The sequence below is a fragment of the Salinicola corii genome (genome assembly GCF_008298015.1).
GTDB classification, from domain to species: Bacteria; Pseudomonadota; Gammaproteobacteria; order Pseudomonadales; family Halomonadaceae; genus Salinicola; species Salinicola corii.
This window is the reverse complement of sequence record NZ_VTPX01000010.1, coordinates 72676-88736: the sequence shown is the minus strand read 5'-3', so window position 1 is coordinate 88736 and position 16061 is coordinate 72676. Positions and strand designations below refer to the sequence as shown.

Annotated in this window: 21 protein-coding genes; all 21 read left to right on the top strand. The window is 65.4% G+C overall.

What is annotated here, in order from left to right; translation table 11 throughout:
- Positions 1-106: 106 nt before the first annotated feature.
- The 21 genes from F0A16_RS16570 to F0A16_RS16470 all read left to right on the top strand — a co-directional run bounded on the left by F0A16_RS16570 (position 107) and on the right by F0A16_RS16470 (position 16045).
- Positions 107-580 (top strand): head completion/stabilization protein, encoded by a 474-nt coding sequence (locus F0A16_RS16570; RefSeq protein WP_149436486.1) that lies wholly within the window; start codon positions 107-109, stop codon positions 578-580.
- Positions 580-792, top strand: coding sequence for a tail protein X (locus F0A16_RS16565; protein WP_149436485.1), 213 nt, complete (start codon positions 580-582; stop codon positions 790-792). Before F0A16_RS16570 ends, F0A16_RS16565 begins: the two co-directional genes overlap by 1 nt.
- A 4-nt stretch (positions 793-796) precedes the next feature.
- The gene (locus F0A16_RS16560) at positions 797-1093 is read left to right on the top strand and encodes a hypothetical protein (RefSeq protein WP_149436484.1); all 297 of its coding nucleotides are present in this window, start codon (positions 797-799) and stop codon (positions 1091-1093) included.
- Complete coding sequence (locus F0A16_RS16555; RefSeq protein WP_149436483.1) at positions 1090-1590, top strand: lysozyme; 501 nt, start codon at positions 1090-1092, stop codon at positions 1588-1590. The genes F0A16_RS16560 and F0A16_RS16555 overlap by 4 nt, the downstream gene beginning before the upstream one ends.
- The gene (locus F0A16_RS16550; protein ID WP_149436482.1) at positions 1587-1955 is read left to right on the top strand and encodes a hypothetical protein; all 369 of its coding nucleotides are present in this window, start codon (positions 1587-1589) and stop codon (positions 1953-1955) included. The genes F0A16_RS16555 and F0A16_RS16550 overlap by 4 nt, the downstream gene beginning before the upstream one ends.
- A 95-nt stretch (positions 1956-2050) precedes the next feature.
- Complete coding sequence (locus F0A16_RS16545) at positions 2051-2533, top strand: phage tail protein (RefSeq protein ID WP_187776051.1); 483 nt, start codon at positions 2051-2053, stop codon at positions 2531-2533.
- Positions 2530-3201: a phage virion morphogenesis protein gene (locus tag F0A16_RS16540; RefSeq protein WP_149436480.1), complete on the top strand. Its 672-nt coding sequence runs from the start codon at positions 2530-2532 to the stop codon at positions 3199-3201. Before F0A16_RS16545 ends, F0A16_RS16540 begins: the two co-directional genes overlap by 4 nt.
- 74 nt (positions 3202-3275) lie before the next feature.
- Positions 3276-3917 carry a phage baseplate assembly protein V gene (locus F0A16_RS16535; RefSeq protein ID WP_149436479.1) on the top strand — a complete coding sequence of 214 codons (642 nt, stop codon included), beginning with the start codon at positions 3276-3278 and terminating at the stop codon, positions 3915-3917.
- 8 nt (positions 3918-3925) lie between these two features.
- A complete protein-coding gene (locus F0A16_RS16530) occupies positions 3926-4264 on the top strand; it encodes a GPW/gp25 family protein (protein ID WP_239023860.1) in 339 nt (112 codons plus the stop codon).
- Positions 4261-5160: a baseplate assembly protein gene (locus F0A16_RS16525; RefSeq protein ID WP_149436477.1), complete on the top strand. Its 900-nt coding sequence runs from the start codon at positions 4261-4263 to the stop codon at positions 5158-5160. Before F0A16_RS16530 ends, F0A16_RS16525 begins: the two co-directional genes overlap by 4 nt.
- The gene (locus tag F0A16_RS16520) at positions 5153-5716 is read left to right on the top strand and encodes a phage tail protein I (protein WP_149436476.1); all 564 of its coding nucleotides are present in this window, start codon (positions 5153-5155) and stop codon (positions 5714-5716) included. The genes F0A16_RS16525 and F0A16_RS16520 overlap by 8 nt, the downstream gene beginning before the upstream one ends.
- A 9-nt stretch (positions 5717-5725) precedes the next feature.
- Complete coding sequence (locus F0A16_RS16515; protein ID WP_149436475.1) at positions 5726-8191, top strand: gp53-like domain-containing protein; 2466 nt, start codon at positions 5726-5728, stop codon at positions 8189-8191.
- Positions 8188-8775, top strand: a complete 588-nt coding sequence (locus tag F0A16_RS16510) for a DUF4376 domain-containing protein (protein ID WP_149436474.1) — start codon at positions 8188-8190, stop codon at positions 8773-8775. Before F0A16_RS16515 ends, F0A16_RS16510 begins: the two co-directional genes overlap by 4 nt.
- Complete coding sequence (locus F0A16_RS16505) at positions 8772-9104, top strand: hypothetical protein (protein ID WP_149436473.1); 333 nt, start codon at positions 8772-8774, stop codon at positions 9102-9104. Before F0A16_RS16510 ends, F0A16_RS16505 begins: the two co-directional genes overlap by 4 nt.
- A 173-nt stretch (positions 9105-9277) precedes the next feature.
- Positions 9278-10447, top strand: coding sequence for a phage tail sheath protein (locus tag F0A16_RS16500; protein ID WP_149436472.1), 1170 nt, complete (start codon positions 9278-9280; stop codon positions 10445-10447).
- A gap of 36 nt (positions 10448-10483) precedes the next feature.
- Positions 10484-10996, top strand: coding sequence for a phage major tail tube protein (locus F0A16_RS16495; RefSeq protein WP_149436471.1), 513 nt, complete (start codon positions 10484-10486; stop codon positions 10994-10996).
- 259 nt (positions 10997-11255) lie between these two features.
- The gene (locus F0A16_RS16490; protein ID WP_149436470.1) at positions 11256-11597 is read left to right on the top strand and encodes a phage tail assembly protein; all 342 of its coding nucleotides are present in this window, start codon (positions 11256-11258) and stop codon (positions 11595-11597) included.
- Between the two features lie 26 nt (positions 11598-11623).
- On the top strand, positions 11624-11755 hold the full coding sequence (locus F0A16_RS16485; protein ID WP_149436469.1) for a GpE family phage tail protein: 132 nt from the start codon (positions 11624-11626) through the stop codon (positions 11753-11755).
- Positions 11756-11766: 11 nt separating this feature from the next.
- Positions 11767-14580: a phage tail tape measure protein gene (locus F0A16_RS16480; RefSeq protein ID WP_149436468.1), complete on the top strand. Its 2814-nt coding sequence runs from the start codon at positions 11767-11769 to the stop codon at positions 14578-14580.
- 11 nt (positions 14581-14591) lie between these two features.
- Positions 14592-15035, top strand: a complete 444-nt coding sequence (locus F0A16_RS16475; protein ID WP_149436467.1) for a phage tail protein — start codon at positions 14592-14594, stop codon at positions 15033-15035.
- Positions 15032-16045 carry a contractile injection system protein, VgrG/Pvc8 family gene (locus F0A16_RS16470; protein WP_149436466.1) on the top strand — a complete coding sequence of 338 codons (1014 nt, stop codon included), beginning with the start codon at positions 15032-15034 and terminating at the stop codon, positions 16043-16045. Before F0A16_RS16475 ends, F0A16_RS16470 begins: the two co-directional genes overlap by 4 nt.
- Positions 16046-16061 lie beyond the last annotated feature (16 nt).

Genomic DNA, 16061 nt, shown 5'->3' with positions numbered 1-16061 from the left:
CGACCGAGTCGCACGCCGACCCCGGGAGGCATCGGGGGGAGATCCAGGCCACGTGCCCCATATCGTCGATCCCCGATCCACCTCCCTCTAATTCAATGGATCGCCCATGTCCCTAGTCGCCCACGGCGGAAGTGAAAGCCAGCACCGGCCCGCCCCACCGGTCCCGAACAACGGATTCTGGCCCGACATCGAGCCGGGCGATTTCCGCGACCGCCATCGCATCGAAACGACGATCACCGAGGGGCGCGTCGTCCAGGCGCTCGGCGTCGCCATGCGCGACATCAATCGCCAGCTCGCCGCGTTCCAGGCTCGCCAGCGCGATGCCGGCGTCCACGAGGCGGATGCCGTCCCGAGCGAGCCCTGGCAGATGCCTGGCGACACGACCGCGCTCTATCGCCAGGCCGTCTATGCCAGTGCCCACGCCAGTCTCCTCGAAGCGTACCGGGACTACAGCGCGACCCGATCCGGCGAGGAGACCGGCGAGGTGAAGGACGAAGCCGCCGATGACTATCGCCGCAATTCTCGCTGGGCCGTCGCCGAGATCCTGGGCGATACCCACACCACGGTGGAGCTGATCTAGTGGCCCGTATCGTCCATGCGCGCCAGGGCGACACCGTCGATGCGATCTGCCAGCGCGTTCACGGCAAGACCGCCGGCGTGACCGAGCAGGTGCTCGAGCTGAACCCCGGGCTCGCCGAATTCGGGCCGATTCTGCCGCAGGGAACGCCGGTCGCCATGCCCGAACTAGCCAGGCGCCAGGCGCGCACCGACATCGTCCAGCTCTGGAGCTGACGCCATGCGAACCCGACTCAACAGCGACACCCCCCGGCCCGATCCGATGATCGTGCTGATCACACTACTCATTGCCCACGCGGGGACGACCATGGCCCAGCAACTGAACATCACGACCGAAGCGATCAAGACCACGCCGCCGGCCGTCGTATCGCTGCTCCATGCCGGTGGCATGACGCCGAGCGACTGGATCACGGTGCTCACCCTGGCGTATCTCGCCCTGCAGATCGGGCTGATCGTGCCCAAGTACCTCGAAAAATTCCGCCACTGGTGGGAGCGAATCCGTGGAGGCCGATCATGAAAAACCTCGGCCGCTGGATTGGCGGCGGTGCCATCGGTGGCGCCTGCTGCCTGGCGTTGTCGATCTCCATCGGCGTCGTCAAGCACTATGAAGGGAGGGAGCTGGAAAGCTATCCAGATCCTGTCGGCATCCCGACGATCTGCACCGGCCACACCGGCGCGGATGTCCGCCTCGGCCAGACACTCACCGACGAGCAGTGCGACAAACTGCTCGCCGGTGACCTCGGTACCGCGTTCGATGCTATCGACCGAAACGTGACGCCGGAAATCAACGCCACCATGCCGCCGACGCGGCGCGCGGGGATAGCAAGCTTCATCTTCAACGTCGGCGAAGGCGCGTTTCGTCGCTCTACCTTGCTCGAGCTGCTCAATGCCGGCCACCCCCGGGCGGCTTGCGATCAGCTCTCACGATGGGTCTACGCCCAGGGCAAGAAGCTCGCCGGGCTCGTCAAACGCCGCGCTGCCGAGCGTGAACTCTGCCTCGCGGGGCTGGAGTGAACGGCCGCGCGCTGGCTGTTGTCGCAGCCCTCGCCATCGTCGCCGGTACCGGCTGGCTCGCGCGCGGTTGGTTCGAAGACGCCCAGCGGCTCACCGAGGAGCGTGCCGCGCGGCTGGTCGCCGATGCAGCGATGGCACGCGAAGCGGATATCGCCGGTGTCGTCGAGGACCGACTCGCCGAACTCGACGCCAACCAGCGCATCATCGATCGAGGGGTTATCCGTGAAATTCAGAAGCCGATTTACCGCAACGTGTGCCTTGGCGATAACGCTGTGCGCCTGCTCAACAACGCCGCCGCCGGGCGAGCCCCCGAACCAACAGAACCTCAAACGCAAATGCCCGGCGAGGCTACCTCCGCTGAGTGACGGCACCGGCGGGGAAATCACGCTGACGATGAACGCCTGGGCGTGGCAGTACCACGACTGCGCGAGGCGTCATAACGGACTCGTGGATGCCCTCGATGCGAAAACTCACTAGCCTGCGCCAGCACCTGTTCGATAGTGTCCCCGGGCTCGCCAGCGATCCGAATCGCCTGCGCACCTATGTCCCCGACGGCGCCATCAAGTTTCACAAGGGGGCGAACCTCTCCCACGAGTACCGGGTGACCGCCGAGATCATCGTCATCGGCTGCGGTGGCGATCTCGACCCCGTCGTGTTGCCACTGCTCCAATGGCTCGCCCGCTACCAGCCGGACGTCGATCCCGAGCAGGCGCTGCGCTTCACGCTCGAGATCCACTCGAACACCGACATCGACGTCATTTTCAGCGTCGAGCTGACCGAACGCGTTGTCGCCCTGGTCGATTGCGACGCCGGCGCGATTCGTAGCGAGCACCGAATGCCCGAGTATCCGGCGGACGACTGCCCGGCCGACCGCTGGCAACTGTTCACGCGCGACGATCCAGCGGACGACTACCGCCTCGCCGCCGAGTGGGGCGGCACGTGAGCGATGACGCACTAACCCAGCTCGACGAGTGGGTCGAGCCACTACTCGCCAAGCTCGAGCCCGCCGAGCGCAAGAAGCTCGCCCGCGAGATCGGCACCGCACTGCGCAAGCGTCAACAGCGACGGATCCGGCAGCAGAAGAACCCGGACGGCACGCCCTACCCGGCACGCGTCGGCAGAAAGAAGCGCAGGCGCGCGCGCAAGCGACTGCGCTTCCTCTACGAAAAGCCGGGGCATGATGCCGAAGAGCGCGAGATCGTGAACTGGTTCTCCACACCCGAGACCTATTTCGGGTTCGACCGGCGCCACGCCGGCGCCCTGCGCACGTTCAAGAAACGCCGCGTCGTCCGCGTGCTCGAAATCGATCTCACCCCGGTCGCGGATCCCCGCGAGAAAACCGGCAAGAGCCAGTCCAGCGAGGCGATGTTCGAGAAGCTGCGCACCGCGCGCTATCTCAAGATGAAACCGACGGCGGATGGCGTCTCGATGGGCTACGAGGGCCGAATCGCCCACATCGCCCGCATCCACCAGGAAGGCAAGCGCGCGCCGGTCAACGCTCATCTCGAGTACGACTATCCCGAGCGGAAATTGCTCGGAACCACGCCCGATGACATTGAGATGATTCACGACATGATCGTCCGCCACCTCGGCGCGAACCTCGAGGGCTAACGCTCTGCTGTAAGCGGACGACTTACAGACCCCCCCGCTACCGCCCACGTGGGTACCCGCGACAGCATGGCGCCATGCACAACGCCGCCGAACTACTCCGCCTGATCAACAACCTGATCCGATACGGCACCATCGCCGAGATCGATCACGGCGCCGTGCGCGTGCGAGTCCGCTCCGGTGACGCCCTTACCGACTGGATCCGCTGGCAGGAACAGCGCGCGGGCAAAACGCGCACCTGGAACCCGCCCAGCCTGGGCGAGCAGGTCGTGCTACTCGCGCCCGGCGGCGAGCTGCGCGCCGCCTCCGTGCTCATGTCGCTGAACACCTTGGCCACGCCCCCACCGAGCCTTGACCCGAACGTGACGATGATCGAGCTACCCGACGGCGCGGTCATCCGTTACGACCACGGCACGAGCCACCTGCAGGCAACGCTACCCGGTACCGCCACCATCGAAGCCGGAGGCGGCGTTACCGTGAACACCGCCGCCACGCTCACCGCGACCGCGGCCGGCGGCGCGACGATCAACGCCAACGTTGTCATCAACGGCAATCTGACCCTGAACGGCAACCTGAGTCAGCCCAGCGGCCAGACCGCGACCATGGCCGGGGACGTCAAATTCACCGGCAGTGTCACCAGCAACGGCAAGGACATCAGCTCCCACCACAAACACGACCACATTCAGCGTGGCGGCGACGAATCCGGCGAGGTGGTGTGATGCCAGGCATGAACCGCACGACTGGCCGACCGTTGGACGGCGTGGAGCACATCCGCCAATCCGTCGCCGACATCCTGACGACGCCCATCGGCTCGCGGGTGATGCGCCGCGAATACGGCTCGCTGATTCCCGACCTCATCGATCAGCCGCTCAACGACGCCTTGATGCTGCGGGTCTATAGCGCCGCAGTGATGGCGATCATTCGGTGGGAGCCGCGCCTTCGCGTGACTGGCGTGCGGCAAATCGTCGACGTCGAATCCCCCGGCCGCGTCGCTGTCGAGATCCAGGGCGTAACCGAGGATGACGACGTCGCGCTCGCCCTACCGCTGAACGGGGGTGACGCATGAGCGGCGGTTTCACGGCGGTCGACCTTTCCCGCCTGCCCGCGCCGGCCGTCGTCGAGGAAATCGAATTCGAGACGATCTTCGAAGCCATGCTGGCCGACCTGCGCGAGCGCGATCCCAGCTTTGACGTCACCGTCGAATCCGACCCGGCCTACAAGGTGCTCCAGGTCGCCGCGTACCGCGAAATGTTGCTGCGCCAGCGCATCAATGAAGCGGCCAAGGGCGTCATGCTCGCCTATGCCATCGACGCCGATCTCGACCAGCTCGGCGCGCTCTATGGCGTCGAGCGCCAGATGCTAGATGCTGGGGACCCGGATACCGTGCCGCCGGTACCGGCCTCCTACGAGACCGACGCCGATTTCCGCCGCCGGATTCAGCTTTCACTCGAGGGCTTCAGCACCGCCGGCCCCGAGGGCGCCTACGTGTTTCACGCGCTGTCGGCCGATGGTGCGGTGCTCGATGCCAGCGCGACCAGTCCCGCACCGGGCGAGGTTTTGGTTACGGTGCTCTCACGCAACGACAATGGCGTCGCGCCGGCGTCGCTGCTCAAGGCGGTCGACACCACACTGTCCGCCGAAGCCGTCCGGCCCCTGACCGATCACGTCACCGTGCAATCCGCCGAGATCATCGAATACCGCATCGATGCGACCCTTTACTTCTACGCCGGGCCGGACCGCGAAGTCGTCATGCGCCAGGCCCAGGAACAGGCCGCGACGTACGCCGAACAACAGCACCGTCTCGGCCTCGACGTCACCCTGTCCGGGCTCTACGCCGCGCTGCATCAACCCGGCGTCCAGCGCGTCGAACTCGCATCGCCGGCGGCGAGCATCGTTGTCGACCGCACCCAGGCGACCTACTGCACGGCCATCGATCTGACCGACGGGGGCCTCGATGAGTGATTCAGATGCCCGAGGCCGCGCCGTCAGCCTTCTACCGCCTAATGCCACCAACGCCGAGCGCGCCCTCGAGGCGACTACGGCGACGGCCAGCGACCTGCCCGTGCCGCTGCGCTCGCTCTGGAACCCGGATACCTGCCCCGCCGACCTGCTGCCGTGGCTCGCCTGGGCGCTGTCGCTCGACTCCTGGCAGCCGTACTGGCCCGAGCACATCAAACGCCAGCGGATCCGCGACGCGATCGACATCCAGCGCCGCAAGGGCACGGCCAAGAGCGTTCGCGATGTCGTGCGTTCATTCGGCTCGAGCCTGGCAATCCGGGAATGGTGGCAGAAAGCCGACAAGGGCGAGCCGCATACCTTCGACGTCACTCTGTCGCTTGGTGCCGATGTACCCAATACCGCCGAGTACCAGCAAGACATCGTCGACGAGATCTCCCGCACCAAACCGGTTCGCAGCCATTTCACCTTCACCGCCGGATTGAGCGCGTCCGGCGGGGTCGGCATCGCCGGGGCAGCGCGCCCGATCATTTACCGCCGGCTATCGGCCACCGCTGAATAGAGGATCCCCATGGCCATTGTCTTCACCATCACCGATGCCGGCCGCGCCGCGCTGGTCGACCCCGACAACAACGGCACCAACGCCGTCGTCATCGCCGAGGTCGGCCTGGGGTCCGGGCGTTACGCGCCGACGAAGGACCAGACCGAGCTGAAAGCGCCGGTCAAACGTGTGGGCACCATCGCCGGCCAGGCGGTCTCCGACGACACGCTACACGTTACCGTCCAGGACGAAACCGACGATATCTACCAGGTCGGGGAGATCGGCCTGTTCACCGATGCCGGCGTGCTGTTCGCGGTCTACTCCCAATCGGACTGGATCATCGAGAAAGCCGCACCGGCCACGCTGCTGCTCGCCACCGACCTGGTGGTCGAATCGCTCGATGTCTCGAGCATCACCTTCGGTGATGCGGCGTTTCTCAACCCCCCGGCATCCACCACGGTCAAAGGCGTGCTCGAACTCGCCACGCAAGAGGAAGTCGACGCCGGCAAGGATGGCCGACGCGGCGTGGTCCCTCGCACGCTGAAGTCGTTCATCGACAAGGTGCTCAAGGCTTACGCCACGGTGAAGCAGCTCACCGATCACGCGGCCAGCCGCGACCACCCCGCCGCCAATACCAACAACCAGGGCATGGTCGAGCTCGCCACCTACGCCGAGACCAGGGAAGGCAAGGACAACAGCCGCGCCGTGACCCCGGCGGGCCTGAACTCACTGACCGCGACGACAACGCGAGCGGGCCTGGTCGAACGCGCAACGAATGCAGAAGCGCTCGCCGGCACCGACGACGTCATGCCGTCGGCTGCGCAGCTGCATCTGGCCTTCAATCAATACGGCCTAGGCACCGCCGTTCCGGTGTGGCCGACCAGTTCGCTGCTCGACTGCGACGGCGTACAGACCGGCCTCTATTTCGCGAACGGCACGCACGCTGATAAGCCCGGCGCGGCGTACGGGATCATCATTCACACCATCACGACGCCGACAACGTTCGCACATCAACTGTTCATCTCTGGGTACGGCGAGAGCCAGGGCTCGACAATCTGGTCGAGGCAGGTCGGGCTCGGGTCCAATACGGGAGTCTCTTCCGGCTGGGGAAAATACTGGAGCGACAAAAACCAGGGTTCGGGCTCCGGTCTGGACGCCGACCTGCTCGATGGTCAACACGGCAGCGACTATCGCAATGCCTCTAAGCTCAACGCGGGCACCGTGCCCGCCGCGCGGCTTTCAGGTAGCTACGACATCGACGTTGGCGGCAACGCGGCGACCGTGGGGGGATTGAAGGTCGGCCAGTTCCTGCGCGGTGATACCGGCAACGACGTGCTGCGCTTCAACAACAAGGAAGGCGGCGACTACACCAACGATGGCACGGTGATTTTCGATCACAGCCACGGCCTGTTTCTGTATATGACCTCACCCCCTGTCGGTGGCGAGGGCGCTTACTCGATCATGACGGCGGCCACCACACAGGCCGGCGCCAACATCGAGATCACCGGAGGGAAAGGCAAGGACAGCATTGCCAGAATCGCCGTCAAACAGGGGAACGGGTCGGGGCTGGATGCCGACAAGCTGGATGGGGTCCACGCGAGTTCTTTCCTACGGCAGGACGAAACCGATTACTTGCACGCCGATCTGCATATCGCCAATGACGGGCGAATCATCGTGGACAGAAACGGTGGGCTGCGCATAGCCGGCTTTGGCGGCGACGCCAGACACTATATCCAGGGTCCGAATGAGAATGGCGATGACATCTTCCGCATCACCCGCCTCGGGGACAGGGACTACGAAATTTCGATGGGGTATGGCGGCGACTTCTCCGAACTCTGGCACGCCAAGAATCTCGACCCCATTCGATCCGGCGCATCCGATCAAACCGTTGGTGGTGGCTTCAACGTCAGCGGCTCGAAGCTGTACTTCGGCAACAGGGAACACAACCTCTTCGACAACGATGGCGCCGGTAACGCCGGTCTCCAATTTGGCATGGACAAGGATAAGTCCACGGCAACCGGTGCCGCCGTCGAGTTCCAGGCCGACATCGACAATACCGATAACGGCGCGTGGCGCATCAGTCTCGACAGCCGGAAGCGTAGCAAGGGTGATTCGATCACGTTCGATCAAGAGCTCGTTGGTCACCGCGCCGGCCTTGAGTGGAACGGTAACAGGATCTGGCACGAGGGCGACGTGGTCTCGCAGGGCGGCAAGTCTAGCGGTCGCCGGAAGCTACCCAATGGGGATACCGAGATGTGGGGCTACGTCACAACCGCCACGAGCGAGGGAAGCCCGACCAGTGTGACGTTCCCCTATTCGTTCGATTCGGCGTGCCACAACGTCCAAATCACGGCTGTGGTCAATCCAAATGTCGACGTCATTCTCGGCATCAACGATTCACCTTCGAGGACGGGATTCACTGCCTATGCATCCCGCCAGAGCGAGACGTCCGACTCTTCCGTACCTGGATTCTTTTGGAGGGCCATAGGCCGATGAGCGTGTATTTCTCGCCAAATGAACATGGTTTTTTCGAAGACCACAACAAACCGGATGACGCTATCGCGATCAGCGACGAAGTTCATTGGTCGCTGGTCGAGGGCCTGGCGCGAGGCGACATCATCGTCATCAACGATGCCGGCGAGCCGGTATTGACCGAGAAAGTGGTGACCCTCGACGAGCTGGTCATGGGTAAACGGGCAATGATCGAACGCGGTCTGGCCGCCGCCCTCGCTGCCGGCATGCCTTACACCCTGCCCGACGGCACTGAGGACGTGATCCAGACACGCCCCGACGAAGACGAGGCTAACCTGCTTGGTCTGGCGATTGAGGCCCGCGACCTGCGCGCCGCTGGTGAGGCTGACGCCGTCATGTCGCTGCGCGCGAAGTCGAATCGGGTATACACGCTCACGCCCGAACAGATGATCGCGCTGACTGACGCCGCCAAGGCGTTCAAGCAGCGGCTGCTGGCCGAGTCATGGCGGCTCAAGGACGCCGTCACCGCTGCCGTAGTCGCCGAGGACCGCAACGCGCTCGAGGCGATCACCTGGACCACTGACACCACCACCGAGGAAACCGCATGAACCGCACCAACTTCGAACACGCGCTGATCGCCGCCGTCATGATGCTGACCGCCTGGGCGCTGCTCACACTGATCGGCGCGCCGGGGGCCCCACTGATCGCATTCACGATCCCGTTCGTGTGGTTTCTCGCTCGCGAATGCACCTCTCATGAATACCGACTCGGAGTCGCGCGTGGCTGGCGTTGGGGAAAGAAGCTGCCCGTCCGGTGGTGGGAAGGGATCGCACGGGGCTGGACGCGGGATTCGATGCTCGACTGGATCACGCCCGCACTGGTCTGCCTGTTGTTGCTGTACGTCGTACAGCTCGGAATCGGTGCGTTTCTGACATAGTCCACGCAAAACCAAGCCACTGAGAAAAGCCCGCCGCCCGGCGGGCTTTTTTCGTTGCCAGCTCTGTAAGCGCGCGACTTACAGACCCGGCCGCTGGCCGCTCTATCTCGCGCGGGGCAACGTGTCGGCACGTCCGCATGAACCATTTCCGCACAACCGCCCAGGAGCCGCCCATGGCCGATTACCATCACGGCGTGTCAGTCACCGAGATCAACGAAGGGACGCGCACCATTCGTGTCGTGTCGACGTCGGTCATCGGGCTGGTCGCCACCGCCGACGATGCCGACGCCGAGACCTTCCCGCTCGATACCCCCGTCCTCATCTCCAACGGCACCACCGCGCTCGGCAAAGCCGGAACCTCCGGCACCCTCGCCCGCTCGCTCGATGCGATTTTCGATCAAACCACGCCGGTCATGGTCGTCGTCCGCGTGGCCGAAGGCGCGGACGCCGACGAGACCAAGGCGAACATCATTGGCGGCGTGAACGAATCCGGCCGCAAGACCGGCATCCAGGCGCTGCTGGCCGCTCAGGCTCGCTTTGGCGTCAAGCCGCGCATCCTCGGCGTGCCCGAGTTGGACGACGAGGACGTCGCCGCCGAGCTGATTAGCGTCGCCCAGAAGCTCCGCGCCTTTGCCTACGTCTCCGCCTACCAGTGCGCCAGCGTCGAAGAGGCGTCGATGTACCGCCAGGCCTTCGGCGCGCGCGAGGCGATGGTCATCTGGCCCGATTTCACCGGGTTCGACACCGAGACCGAACAGAGCCGCGACCTCTCCGCCGTCGCTCGCGCCCTCGGTCTGCGCGCGAAGATCGACCAGCAGACCGGCTGGCACAAGACGCTCTCGAACGTGGTCGTGAACGGCGTCACCGGTCTGAGCGCGGACGTCTATTGGGATCTGCAGGACCCGAACACCGATGCCGGCATCCTCAACGCCGCCGACGTGACCACCCTGATCAATCGCGACGGCTTCCGCTTCTGGGGCTCGCGCACCTGCACCGACGACCCGCTGTTCGCGTTCGAGAACTACACCCGCACCGCCCAGGTATTGGCGGACACGATGGCCGAGGCGCATCTCTGGGCCATCGACAAGCCCATGACCCCCAGCCTCGCCCGGGACATCATCGAGGGCGTGAACGCCAAGTTCCGCGAACTCACCCGCCTGGGCTACCTGCTCGGCGGCCAGGCGTGGTTCGACGCCGAAGTGAACACCGCCGAATCGCTCAAGGGCGGCAAGTTGTACATCGACTACGACTACACCCCCGTCCCCCCGCTCGAACACCTCGCACTGCGCCAGCGCATCGTCGACCGCTACCTCGCCGATTTCGCGTCGCGCGTGGACGCCTGAGCCGGCTCGGCACCGGAACCGTAAGGAGAAAGGAACATGGCACTACCCAGGATCATGAAGGACTTCAACGCCTTCGGCGACGGCAACAACTGGCAAGGACTGATCCCCTCGCTGACGCTGCCCGAGCTGGCGCGGCGCATGGTCGAGTACGAAGGCGGCGGCATGGACGGCCCCATCGAAGTCGACCAGGGCCAGGAGCTGATGACGATGGAATGGACCGCCGGCGGGCTGCTCGTCGATGGCCTGTTCGATTCGTTCGGCTCCCCCGTGCACGACGCCGCGATGCTGCGCATGACCGGCAGCTACGAAAGCGATGAAACCGGCGAGGTCATCCCCGTCGAGGTCGTGGTCCGCGGTCGTCACAAGACCATCGGCATGGGCGAGGCCAGCAAGGGCGACAACAACACGATCAGCGTCACCACGACGATCAGCTACTACAAGCTCACCGTCGACGGCGAGGAGATCATCGAGCGCGACGTCCCGGGCTACGTGTTCAAGGTGCGCGGCGAGGATCGTCTCGAGAAGCGGCGCCGGGCGCTCGGCCTGTAAACGACGAACGCCCCGCCGGTAGGGGCCGGCGAGGCGTTCTGGATTCTCACCCTATCGAGGCTAGGGGGAACCTGTGAAACAGCATAACCAACCCCGCGAGAAAACGCGATTACGCGTTGGAGGCAGCATGACACCCAAAGGTGCAGATCGAGCCGGTTTCTTACTCGCCCTCGCCACTGTCTGGGGCGCCACCCTGTTTGGCTTGGCCGCGATCATCTTCGCCGCCAAGGGAATGTAATCACCCATCGAGGATTAAGACGTGACCGAGAAGACCACCACCGCAGCGGATACCGACCAGGAAGCCGCCAAGAACCCCAACGAGACCGTCGTCGCGCTCGATTACCCGCTCAAGCGCGGCAGCAAACAGGTTCACGAGATCGTCGTACGCAAGCCGCGCGCTGGCGCGCTACGCGGCGTCTCGCTGACCGACGTGCTGCAGATGGAAGTGACCGCGCTCAACAAGGTGTTGCCGCGCATCACCGACCCCGCGCTCTCCGAGACCGAACTGCGTGACATCGACCCGGCGGATCTCTTCCAGCTCGGCGGGGCCGTCACCGGTTTTTTGCTGCCACGGAAGTACCGCGAGGAAGCGAGCGAATAGCGCTCCCCGACCGTGTCGATGACGCCATGGCGGACCTCGCCATGGTGTTTCACTGGACCCCGAGCGACATGGACGACATGCCGCTCGAGGAACTGACCGAGTGGCGGGAGCGCGCCCGCCTCCGCCACGAGCCCCCCAAGAAAACCCCGCAACGATAGGACGCCCGCCGATGGCCGGAGATCTGAAACTCGACGTCATGCTCCGCGCCATCGACAAGGTGACCAAGCCGCTCAAAAAGATTCGTGAAGGCAGCGGCAAAACTGCCGAGGCCCTGAAAGCCAACCGCGAGCAGCTCAAGACGCTGGAGCGCGCTCAGAAGGACATGCGCGGGTTCCGCGAACTCAAGCAGCAGTCGCAGGAAAGCGGCCGCGCGCTGAAACGGCAACAGGACGAGATCCGCGATCTCTCCCGCCGGATGAACGAAGCCGGCACCGACACCCAGGCGCTCGGACGCAAGCGACAGCAGGCCATCAAACAGGCGCGCACGCTATCTCGCCGCTACGAAGACGAGCAACGCCGCCTGCGCGACCTGCGCTCGAGCATGACTCGCGTCGAGGGTGTCACCGGCAGCTATAGCGATCAGCAGGCTGAGCTCCAGCGCCGTATCCGCCGCACCAACGAGCAGATCCAGCAGCAACAACGCGAGCTGCGGGAGGTAGCACGCCGGCAGAAGGCCGCGACAGAAGCGACCGACCGCTACCACCGCACCATCGGCCGATCCAACGGCATGCGCGGTGCCGCCATGACCGGGATCGGCGTCGGCGGCGGTGGCGTCTTCGCGCTGAGCGCCCAGGCACTCAGCGCCGAAGCGTCCGGGGCGAAGCTCGCCGCACAGTTCGGCGAATCGAGCGATCTCGGGCTCGACTACCAGGATGTCATCGCCGAGGTCTATGGCGCCGGCCGTGGCGCGGACATGCAGCAGGTCACCGAGGGCGTCTCCGCTGTCGCCGCCGCGTTCGGCTCGCTGGATGACATCAGCCAGGCCAGCCTGACCGACCTCACCAAGCGCGCGCTAACCCTCTCGGATGTCTTCGGTACCGATGTCGCCGAGTCGGTGCAGACCGCCCAGCTCATGGTCAAGAACGGCCTGGCCAAGGACGCCAAGGCCGCCATGGATCTGCTCGGTGCCGGCTTCCAACGCGTCTCCGTCGAGATGCGTGACGAGCTCCCCGAGATCCTGCACGAGTACAGCACCAACTTTCGCGCGCTGGGCTTCGACGGTCAGCAGGCGATGGGCCTGCTCGTCGATGCCGCCGGCCAGGGAAAATTCGCCCTCGACAAGACCGGCGACGCGCTGAAGGAGTTCACGATTCGCGGCTCGGACATGAGCAAGGCCAGCGTATCCACCTATGAGTCGGTGGGGCTGAACGCCCAGACCATGTCCGATGCCATCGCCAGCGGCGGCCCTGCCGCGAGGCAGGCACTGCAGCAAACCGCGAAGGCGATTCTGGCCATCGAGGATCCGGCCAAGCGCGCCAACACCGCCATCGCCCTGTTCGGCACGCCTATCGAAGATCTCTCCGTCGACCAGATCCCCAAGTTCCTCAAAGGGCTGACCGGCGCCGGTGAGGGGCTCGGCGACGTTACCGGCACCGTCGACAGGATGGCCGACGCGCTCGGCGACAACGCGATGTCGGCGTTGAAGCGCGTGCAGCGCGCGCTCTCCGACGAGTTGATCCGCGTGTTGCGCGACGTCCGCGACCAGATCATCGACGTCAGCGACGCGGTGGTGGGCTGGATGAAAGACAACCCCGAGCTGGTATCCCTGATCATCAAGGCCACCGCCGCTATCGCCGCGCTCGTTGCGATCTGCGGCGGGCTGACGCTCGTCATCGCCTCACTGCTCGGCCCGTTTGCCGCCTCGCGCTGGGCGCTCGAGATGCTCGGCCTGCGCGCCAAGGGCGCCGAGTCGATGCTCGGCAAACTCGCCAAGGGCGGCATCAAGGCACTCGGCGGATCGCTCAAGTGGCTCGGCCGCGTCGTCGCCGTGGTCGGCCGCGCGTTCCTCCTCAACCCGATTGGCCTGGCCGTGACCGCCATCGCCGGTGCGGCGTATCTCATCTATCGCAACTGGGACGGCATCGCCGCGTTTTTCAAGGATCGCTGGCGCGACGTCAAAGCCGCGTTCGATGGCGGCGTTGGCAGCGTCATGCGCCTGCTGCCCAACTGGAACCCGCTCGGCCTCGTCTACCAAGGCGTGATCGCCATCCTGCGCAAGCTGGGTATCGAGGTGCCGGATAGCATCGCCACTCTGGGCGACGCCATCGTCAACGGCCTGGGCGCAGCGTGGGAGGGGATCACTCGTCTCTGGGACTGGTTCAAGAAGGCCCCCGGCAAAGCCATCGACGCCGTCGTCGACCTGGTCAGCGACTGGGATCTGATGGGCCAGCTCGAGCAGAAGTGGGACGAGGCCATCGACTATCTCAAGTCGCTACCCTCGCGCATGTGGAGCGCCGGCAAAGACGTTGCGGCCGGCCTCGGCGAAGGCATCAAGAGCGGCGCGTCCGCTGTGGCCGACCGCGCTGGCGACATGGCCGACGGTGCCATCGACAAGGCGCGCGAGTTGCTCCGGATCAACTCGCCCTCTCGCGCGTTCCGGGAGATCGGCGGCTATACCGTCGAGGGGTTCAACCAGGGGCTGGACCAGAAGCGGGATGAACCGGTGAAACGTGTCGCCGAGATCGCCAAGCGTGTCACCCACGCCGGCGCCGGTATCGCCTTCGGTGCCGCAACGCTGCCCGTTGCCGCCATGCCAGCCATCGATGCCGGCCACGGCATCCCACTGGACACCCGCCCGCCTATCGCCGCGCCGGCGAGCGGTAACGTCCAAATCACCATCGGCGACATCAACGTCCACGCCGCCCCGGGCATGGACGAACAGACGCTGGCCCGTTACGTCGCCGCCGAGGTTCAGCGGGCGCTGGCAGAGGCCGAGCGCGCGGCCGCTGCCCGGTCTCGACGTAATCTCTACGACAACGATTGAGGTAACCCGCGATGATGATGGTCTACGGCATGTTCGTGTTCTCGCTGGGCACCGCCGCCTATCAGGATTTCCAGCGCCAGACCCAATGGCGAAACTCCAGCCTGTCGCGGATCGGCAAACGTCCCGCGATCCAGTTTCTCGGCCCCGGCAGCGACACGATCACCCTCGCCGGCGAGCTCTATCCCGAATTCACCGGCGGCCAGGCGAATCTCGATCAGCTCCGCGCCATGGGCGAACAGGGCGCGGCGTGGCCGCTGATCGAGGGCACCGGCCGCATGTACGGGCTGTACACCATGGACTCGATGGACGAGAGCAGCGACCGCCACTTCCGCGATGGCGCCGCCTCACACATCAAGTTCTCGCTATCGCTCTCACGCATCGACGACGACCAGCGCGAGCGCCTGGGCACGGTCTCAGGTACCGCCCTGCGCGCGGTCACCGGGGCGCTGTCATGAGCGACGTTGGCCGCCCGGCTCGCACGCCCGACTATCGTCTCGCCATCGGCGGCGAGCAGATCACCCCGCGCGTTCGCGGTCGGCTGCAACGGCTGACACTTACGGATCGACGCGGCCTCGAGGCCGACCAACTCGACCTCGATCTGACCGACGACGACGGCCAGCTCGCCCTCCCCCGTCGCGGCGTCGAGATCCACGTCGCCATCGGCTGGGTCGGCGAGCCGCTCACCGACCGGGGGACCTTCATCGTCGATGAGGTCGAACATACCGGCGCGCCGGATCGGCTCTCCATCCGCGCCAGTAGCGCCGACTTTCGCGGGCAGTTCCCCGTCAAACGTACGCAGAGCTGGCACCGCACCACGCTCGGCGACATCGTGGCCACGCTCGCCAAGCGCCACGGCCTCAATCCCAGCATCTCGCGCGAGCTGGGCACCGTCGGCATCGCGCATATCGATCAGACCGACGAGAGCGATATCAACTTTCTGACCCGCCTGGCCGAGCGCTACGACGCCATCGCCACCGTGAAGGCGGGGAACCTGCTATTCATCCACGCCGGCCAGTCGACCACGGCCAGCGGCCTCGAAATCCCGCCGATCATCATTCGCCGAGAGGATGGCGACCGACACCGCTACAGCGTGACCGACCGCGACAGCTACTCGGGCGTGGTGGCCACCTGGCACGACACCGACGGCGCCGAACGCCGCGACGTCATCGCCGGCACCGACGACAACCCCAAGCGCCTGCGGCCCATCTACGCGAGCGAGGAAGACGCCCTCGCCGCTGCCAAGGCCGAGTGGCAACGCCTGCAACGCGGTATCGCCGAGTTCGGCCTGACGCTCGCCGAAGGGCGCCCGGACATCTACCCGGAGACGCCGGCGCGATGCGTGGGCTGGAAGCGGGAGATCGAGGAAGCCGAGTGGCTGCTCGTCGAGGTGCGCCACGACATCGGTGACAGCGGTTACACCAGTAGCCTCCAGTTCGAGACACGTGGCGCGCAACCAGCGCAATAAGCATTACCGCAAAATA